Here is a 7,323-nt window from a genome sequence, read left to right as displayed (position 1 = left end):
CCCCGCCGCCCCCCGCCGTTGCCCATTCCGCCGGGTGGTCCGGTCATCCATCGGCTCGCGGCCACGCGCGGGCCGAGGCGGCAACGGATCGGCCAACTCCCCGTCGGCAGTGGAAAGTTCACGGCGAAGGAGCGCCCCGCCACGATCCAGCACCGGGGGCCGCCTCCGACGCCGCCGCCAGGCGGCTGCGGGCGCGTCGGGCTAGACGCGGGGCGCCGCGCTCAGCGCCGTCGCCACGCCGGCGTGCGAGAAGGGCTGCATCCGCCAGTCCAATCCCTCGGGCAGCGCGAGGAGTTCGGCTGCCCCGCCCTCGTGCGGGCCGCCGTCGTCCCCGAGCGGCCGGGCGTCGGCTGCGCTGCGCCCGGCACCCTCGCACGACGTCAGTCCGAACGGGTCCCACGGGGTGGCGCACAAGCCGTGCGGTGGCAGCGTCTCCTCCTGTGCCAGCAGGGCGATCGGTTGCCGGCAGTCCGGGCACTCGACGCGGTAGATCTCGTAAGTGCCGCTCTCGTCAGCGGAGTCGGGCCGCTCGGACTCCGGGGCCTCGCGGGTGCGTTCGTCGGTGGCCGGCTTCATGGTGCGCATGGAATATCCCCCTCGGATGGTTCGGCCGGGGCGCCGGCCACAGCAAGCACTTCCCTGCGCGTTCGTCGGGTAATCGCTGTGGCACACCTCGTCGTTGGACGTCCGTGTGGCCTTGGTCACACGGAGTGCGGGCGTCCGTCCGGGCGGTCGGAGCGGTCGGGCTGTGCGCACCGTGCGCGGGGCAGTACGGTGATCCACCGTGGAGGAACTCGACCGGCAGATCGTGGAACTGCTCGTCAAGGACGGGCGGATGAGCTACACGGACCTGGGCAAGGCGACCGGCCTGTCCACGTCCGCCGTGCACCAGCGGGTGCGGAGACTGGAGCAGCGGGGCGTCGTCAAGGGGTACACGGCGCTCGTCGACGCCGAGGCCGTCGGGCTTCCGCTCACCGCCTTCATCTCCGTGAAGCCCTTCGACCCGAGCGCCCCCGACGACATCGCGGAGCGCCTCGCCGAGGTGCCGGAGATCGAGGCGTGCCACAGCGTGGCCGGCGACGAGAACTACATCCTCAAGGTCCGCGTCGCCACCCCGATCGAGTTGGAGCACCTGCTGGCGCGCATCCGCTCGCTCTCCGGCGTCTCCACCCGCACGACGGTCGTCCTCTCCACGCCGTACGAGGCGCGCCCGCCCCGCCTGTGACCCGGCGCGCGCTCCCGGAACGACCGGACGTGCGACCCCGGCGCACGCCGCACCCGTCCGAGGCGCGAGACTGGTCCCATGAGCCACAGCACCGCCCCGAGCCCCCGCACCGTGCTCCTCCGCGGCGGTGAGGTACACAGCCCCGCCGACCCCTTCGCCACCGCGATGGTCGTCGAAGGCGACACGCTCGCGTGGGTCGGCTCGGAAGGTGCGGCCGACTCCTTCGCCGACGGTGTCGACGAGGTCGTCCACCTCGAAGGGGCCCTCGTCACCCCCGCGTTCACCGATGCGCACGTGCACACCACGGCCACCGGACTCGCCCTCACGGGCCTCGACCTCGCCGGCGCCACCGACCTCGCGGACGCGCTCGCCCGGATCCGCGCGCACGCGGCCGCCCACCCCCACGACCGCGTTCTCCTCGGCACCGGCTGGGACTCCTCGGCCTGGCCCGAAGGCCGCCACCCCTCCCGCGCCGAGCTCGACGAGGCGGCCGGCGGCCGCGCCCTCTACCTCTCGCGCATCGACGTCCACTCCGGCCTCGCGAGCACCGCGCTCCTCGACCGTGTCCCCGACGTCACGCAACTCGCCGGCTACGCGCCCGCCTCCCCGCTCACCGGCGACGCGCACCATGCCGTCCGCGAGGCGGCCCACCGCGACCTCACCCCCGTCCAGCGCCGCGAGGCCCAGCGCGCCGCCAGAGCGCACGCCGCCTCGCTCGGCGTCGGCTCGCTCCACGAGTGCGCGGGCCCCGAGATCTCGGGCACCGACGACCTCGCCGAACTCCTCGCCCTCGCCGAGGAGGAGCCGGGCCCGCGCGTCTTCGGGTACTGGGGCGAGGCGGTGACGACGGCGAAGGAGGCGCGGGCGATCAAGGAGCTCGGCGCCCTCGGCGCTGCGGGCGACCTCTTCGTCGACGGCTCCCTCGGCAGCCGCACCGCCCACCTCTCCCAGCCGTACGCCGACGAAGCCCACACCGGCCTCGCCCACCTGGACGCCGACGCAGTTGCCGCCCACGTCGCCGCCTGCACCGAGGCCGGCGTCCAGGCCGGCTTCCACGCCATCGGCGACGCCGCGCTGGAGACCGTCGTCGCCGGGGTCGCCCGCGCCGCCGACCGGCTCGGCATCGCGCGCGTCCGCGCCGCCCGCCACCGCATCGAGCACGCGGAGATGCTCACCGAGCGCACTGTCGCCGCCTTCGCCGAGTACGCCCTCACCGCGTCGGTCCAGCCGGGGTTCGACGCCGCGTGGGGCGGCCAGGACGGCATGTACGCGGCCCGTCTCGGAGCCGAACGCGCCCGCACGCTCAACCCGTTGGCCGCGATGCAGCGGGCCGGAGTGCCCCTCGCCGTCGGCTCCGACAGCCCGGTCACGCCGCTCGGCCCGTGGGCGGCCGTCCGCGCCGCCGCGTTCCACCGCACCCCGGAGCACCGCATCTCGGTCCGCGGCGCGTTCACCGCGCACACGCGCGGGGGTTGGCGTGCCGTCGGCCGCGACGACGCGGGCGTCCTCGTCCCCGGCGCGCCGGCCGACTACGCGCTCTGGAGCGCCGGCGAACTCGTCGTGCAGACCCCCGACGACCGCGTCGCCGGCTGGTCGACGGACCCGCGTTCGGGCACTCCAGGGCTGCCCGACCTCACGCCGGGCGGCCAACTCCCGGTCTGTCTGCGCACGGTGGTCGGCGGTCGCACCGTCTACGCCGGGCCGAACGAGTGACGACCGCTGCTCCATCCTGCCGAACGGCGCGCCGAGAGGCCGCCGTCGACCCCTTGAGCCCTCGGCACTGACCTGCTGATTCGCCGAAACATCCCAGGCCGGAGGGCAGTTGACAGGCGGCGCCAGTCGACGGGTAGGTTCGGCCGAGTCCACCACAGGACGTCCGACCGGGGATCTTTCGCGCAGCCGTTGAACGCCACTGGGCCACGGGGTGGTGCGCCGCACCGGCACACCACCGCTGGGAGCCAGGTCCAGTGCCGGCGGCGCGGACGCGGGAGCGGCCGACCGGTCGGCGGGTGCGACCCCGGGCGGGGCCCGGATGCTCAGTAGACAACGGCTCTCGGTCGACCCGCAGCCAGCGGGCCCCAGGTCGGCCCGAAGGGCAACCGGGCCCCGATCCGCAGTCCCCTCCCGCGCGCCCGCGCAGCGGGAGCATTCCGGGCTTCCCGCCCAGCCTTCGCTCCCCGCGCCCGCCGTCGCGCCGAGTCGTTGTACCGTCTGCTCACCACCGCACGACCAGCAGGAAGGCGCGACCGTGCCATCGGGCTCCGACACCACCCACACCTCCGCCCAGCGCGGCTCCCCCCTGGGGGGCGCAGAGGAGGAGCCCGACGGAGAGGCGCCCGCGACCACCGGACCGGGCGACGGCCCCCGACGCCCCGCAGGACCCGACGAGTCGGGCGGGGCGCGGCCCACGCGCCGGGCGCGTGCGGTGGCTCTCCTCCGCCGCAACGCGGGGCCGACGGTGCTGGCCGTCGCTGCCGGTGCGGCGCTCGCGTACGCGTTCCCGCCGTACGGGGTCTGGCCGCTCTCGCTCGTGGCCGTCGCCGCGCTGAGCCTGCTCACCCGCGGCCCGGCGCGCGTACCCGGAGGCGTACGCCGCCGCCCGCTGCTGCGCGGCGCCTGGCTCGGGCTCGCCTTCGGATGGCCGTTCTTCTTCGTCCTGCTGAAGTGGCTGCACACGGTCGGCTGGGACGCCGTCGTCGGCCTCGCCTTCCTCCAGGGGCTCTTCCTCGCCCTGCTCGGCGCCGCGCTCGCGGGCGTCTCGCGGCTGCCGCTGTGGCCGCTGTGGGGCGCCTGCCTGTGGGTCGCCGAGGAGTTCGCCAGGGACCGCCTCCCCTTCGGCGGCTTCCCCTGGGGGCGACTCGCCTTCGCCAACACCGGCTCCCCGTATACGCCGTTGGCCGCGCTCGGCGGCGCCCCGCTCGTCACCTTCGCGGTGGCGCTCACCGGTACGGCACTCGCGGCGCTCGCGCTCGCCGCCGTGCACCTGGTGCGCCTGCGCGGCCGGTCCGGCGGGCGCCGGTACGCGGTGGCCGCCTCCGCGCTCGTCGTCGCTGCCGGCTCGACGGCGGCCGGTCACGCGGTGCCCGTCCACACCGCCGCCGACGACTCGGCGCGGATCGCCGTGGTCCAGGGCAACGTGCAGCAGCCGGGCATGAACTTCCTCGGCCGCCCGATGAAGATCCTCAACAACCACGTCGACGCCACCCTCGACCTGGCGAAGCGCGTCCGCAGTGGCGAGACCCCGCGCCCCGAGCTCGTCATCTGGCCGGAGAACGCCTCGGACCTCGATCCGTACAAGTACCCCGAGGCGCGCGCCCGCATCGACGAGGCGTCCCGCGCGATCGGCGTCCCGATCCTCGTGGGCGCCCTCGTCGACCACCCCACCGAGAGCGGGTACGTGGAGAACCAGGGCATCGTCTGGGACCCGAAGAAGGGGCCGGGCGCCTCGTACACCAAGCAGCACCCGGTGCCGTTCGGCGAATACGTGCCGTTCCGCGAGGAGTTGAGCAAGGTGATCAGCCGGCTGGAGCGCGTGCCGCGCGACTTCTACCCGGGCGACAGCACCGGCGTCCTCCAGGTCGGCCCGGCCCGTCTCGGCGACGTCATCTGCTTCGAGGTGGCCTACGACGAGATCCCCCGCGACACCGTCAACGACGGCGCGCGCGCCCTCGTCGTCCAGACCAACAACGCCACCTACGGCAACACGGGGCAGCCGGAGCAGCAGCTCGCGATGTCGGAGCTGCGCGCCGTCGAGCACGGCAGGGCCGTCGTGACGGCGGCCACCAGCGGCATCAGCGCGGTCGTCGGCCCCGACGGCACCGTCGAGCAGCGAACCGAGGAGTTCACCTCCGACGTCCTCACCGCCGACCTCCCGCTGCGCGACGAGCAGACCCTCGCCGACCGGGTCGGCGCGGGACCCGAGTGGGCGCTCGCCGTGCTCGGGGGACTCTCGTGCGTCGCCGCGCTCTTCGTCGGCCGGAGGCGGGCACAGTACGGGCAGGACGGAGCCGAAGCCGGTCGGCGGGAGGATCAGCACAGGTGAACGACGAGAACGGCGCACGGCGGCACAACGGACCCCTCGGCGAGGTCCTGGTGATCATCCCGACGTACAACGAGGCGGAGAACCTCACGGAGGTCGTCGGGCGGCTGCGGGAGTCGGTCCCCGCCGCGCACGTCCTCGTCGCCGACGACAACAGCCCCGACGGCACGGGGAAGCTCGCCGACGAACTCGCCGCCGAGGACGGCCATGTGCACGTCCTCCACCGCCAGGGCAAGGAGGGGCTGGGCGCCGCCTACCTCGCCGGCTTCGAGTGGGGCTGCGAGCGCGGCTACGACGTCCTCGTCGAGATGGACGCCGACGGCTCGCACCGCCCCGAGGAGCTGCCGCGCCTGCTCACCGCGCTGCGCGGCGCCGACCTGGTGATCGGCTCGCGATGGGTGCCGGGCGGCCGCGTCGTCAACTGGCCGCGGAGCAGGTGGGTCCTGTCCCGCGGTGCCAGCACCTACGCGCGGCTGCTGCTGAGCGTGCCCGTCCACGACGTGACGGCGGGCTTCCGGGCCTTCCGCAGGGAGACGCTGGAGGGGATCGACGTCGCCACCGTCGTCTCGCAGGGGTACTGCTTCCAGATCGACCTGACCAACCGCGCGGTGCAGCGCGGCTACCAGGTCGTGGAGGTCCCCGTGACCTTCGCCGACCGGGAGCGGGGCGACTCCAAGATGAACCGCGACATCGTCGCCGAGGCGGTGTGGCGGGTGACCGCCTGGGGCGTGCAGGGCCGAGTTCGGAAACTCCTCGGTCGCAGGCACACTTGAACCATGACGAGCCGTGCACCCAATCCGTTCGAGTCCCCCCGCGAAGAGCCCGGCGGGGGAGACGGCCGTCCCGCCGGGCCCGGCAGGCGACGCCGGGGGGTGAGTCTCCTGCCGCTGGGCGTGGCCGCCTGGGCCGTGCTGGAGATCTGGCTCTTCACCGTCGTCGCCGACGCAGCGGGCTGGGGCGTCGTGCTGCTCCTCCTCGTCGCCGGCTTCTTCGCCGGCGCCCTCGCGATCAAGCGCGCCGGGCGCCGCGCCTGGCGGAACCTCACGGACGCGGTCCAGAAGGCCCAGGCCGCCGCCGCGCGCGGGGAGGCGCCCGAGACGGAGAAGGACACGGAGCGCCGCGGCAACGGGCTGGCGATGCTCGGCGGCCTGCTCCTCATGGTCCCGGGGTTCGTCTCCGACGTCGCCGGGCTGCTCTGCCTCTTCCCGCCGACGGCCCGGCTGCTGCGCCGCGGCACCGTGCGGCTGCTGGAGCGCCGCACCGGCGGTCTCGGTGACGCGTACCAGCAGGCGCGCAGGGCGGAGGAGCAGGTGCGCATGCACCGCCCCGACGGCAAGGTGGTGCAGGGCGAAGTCATCCGCGAGGACGAGCAGGACGGTGGGGACTCCGGCCGCAGGGAGTGAGCGCGCAACGAAGGAGCGGCCCGCACCCCGAGGGGTGCGGGCCGCTCCCTTCCGCCCGGTACCGGGTCAGGCGGACTTGCGCTTGTTGTTCGTGCCGTCGTCGCGCGGGTGCACGGCGATGTTCATCGTGCCCGAACGCAGCACGGCGAGGCGCTCGGCGAGAACCTCTTCGAGCTCCTCGCGGGTGCGCCGCTCCATGAGCATATCCCAGTGCGTCCGCGCGGGCTTCCCCTTCTTTTCCTCGGGGCCCTCCCCGTCGACGAGGAGTGCCTGGGCGCCGCACACCTTGCACTCCCACTCGGTCGGGATTTCGGCCTCTACCGAGAACGGCATCTCGAATCGATGTCCGTTCTGGCATGCGTACTCCACGGCCTGGCGCGGGGCCAGGTCGATGCCGCGGTCGGTCTCGTAGCTGGTCACCACGAGTCGCGTGCCGCGGAGAGCTCGCTCACTCATGAATTCGTGCCTCCCGGGCTTGTCGCCCACAGGACAGATGTCGCTGTTGTCGTCATCCGGTCAACGTCCGGTCGGCGGTGATGATTCCCGTCAAGGGACATGCGTCGCCCGTCGTGCCGCCACTTCGCGGAGGAAAGTGGTGAAAACCGTGCAGATCGGTACCCGTCGGTGGCCGGCTTGTCACCTCCGGCAGGAGATGT

7 protein-coding genes are annotated in these 7,323 nt (G+C 74.1%); 5 read left to right on the top strand and 2 right to left on the bottom strand.

Annotated features, from left to right (window positions below; all coding sequences use genetic code 11):
* Nucleotides 1-201 precede the first annotated feature (201 nt).
* The gene (locus UWG_RS0121535) at nt 202-585 is read right to left on the bottom strand and encodes a hypothetical protein (RefSeq protein WP_016909277.1); all 384 of its coding nucleotides are present in this window, start codon (nt 583-585) and stop codon (nt 202-204) included.
* A 199-nt stretch (nt 586-784) separates the two neighbouring features.
* On the opposite strand from UWG_RS0121535, the gene UWG_RS0121530 reads away from it, so the two are divergent.
* From UWG_RS0121530 to fxsA, 5 genes are all read left to right on the top strand, one after another.
* Entirely contained in the window at nt 785-1,225 is a 441-nt protein-coding gene (locus tag UWG_RS0121530) for an Lrp/AsnC family transcriptional regulator (RefSeq protein ID WP_016909276.1), read from the top strand.
* Nucleotides 1,226-1,303: 78 nt separating this feature from the next.
* Complete coding sequence (locus UWG_RS0121525; protein WP_016909275.1) at nt 1,304-2,938, top strand: amidohydrolase; 1,635 nt, start codon at nt 1,304-1,306, stop codon at nt 2,936-2,938.
* 535 nt (nt 2,939-3,473) lie between these two features.
* Nucleotides 3,474-5,267: an apolipoprotein N-acyltransferase gene (gene lnt / locus UWG_RS0121520; protein WP_016909274.1), complete on the top strand. Its 1,794-nt coding sequence runs from the start codon at nt 3,474-3,476 to the stop codon at nt 5,265-5,267.
* Nucleotides 5,264-6,037 carry a polyprenol monophosphomannose synthase gene (locus UWG_RS0121515; protein WP_016909273.1) on the top strand — a complete coding sequence of 258 codons (774 nt, stop codon included), beginning with the start codon at nt 5,264-5,266 and terminating at the stop codon, nt 6,035-6,037. The genes lnt and UWG_RS0121515 overlap by 4 nt, the downstream gene beginning before the upstream one ends.
* A gap of 3 nt (nt 6,038-6,040) precedes the next feature.
* Nucleotides 6,041-6,667 carry an FxsA family membrane protein gene (gene fxsA, locus UWG_RS30665; RefSeq protein ID WP_078495700.1) on the top strand — a complete coding sequence of 209 codons (627 nt, stop codon included), beginning with the start codon at nt 6,041-6,043 and terminating at the stop codon, nt 6,665-6,667.
* A 66-nt stretch (nt 6,668-6,733) separates the two neighbouring features.
* On the opposite strand, the gene UWG_RS0121505 is transcribed toward fxsA, so the two are convergent.
* Nucleotides 6,734-7,123: an RNA polymerase-binding protein RbpA gene (locus UWG_RS0121505; protein WP_026328355.1), complete on the bottom strand. Its 390-nt coding sequence runs from the start codon at nt 7,121-7,123 to the stop codon at nt 6,734-6,736.
* Nucleotides 7,124-7,323: the final 200 nt, after the last annotated feature.

Source organism: Streptomyces xiaopingdaonensis (genome assembly GCF_000262345.1).
In the GTDB taxonomy this organism is placed as follows: Bacteria; Actinomycetota; Actinomycetes; order Streptomycetales; family Streptomycetaceae; genus Streptomyces; species Streptomyces xiaopingdaonensis.
Note: the sequence above shows the minus strand (reverse complement) of the source record. Positions and strands in the feature narration are given on the sequence as shown.

Bases quoted from the DNA above. Each gene is read 5' to 3' on its own strand.
- UWG_RS0121535 (WP_016909277.1), bottom strand. From the start codon at position 585: ATGCGCACCATGAAGCCGGCCACCGACGAACGCACCCGCGAGGCCCCG.
- UWG_RS0121525 (WP_016909275.1), top strand. From the start codon at position 1,304: ATGAGCCACAGCACCGCCCCGAGCCCCCGCACCGTGCTCCTCCGCGGC.
- fxsA (WP_078495700.1), top strand. From the start codon at position 6,041: ATGACGAGCCGTGCACCCAATCCGTTCGAGTCCCCCCGCGAAGAGCCC.
- UWG_RS0121505 (WP_026328355.1), bottom strand. From the start codon at position 7,123: ATGAGTGAGCGAGCTCTCCGCGGCACGCGACTCGTGGTGACCAGCTAC.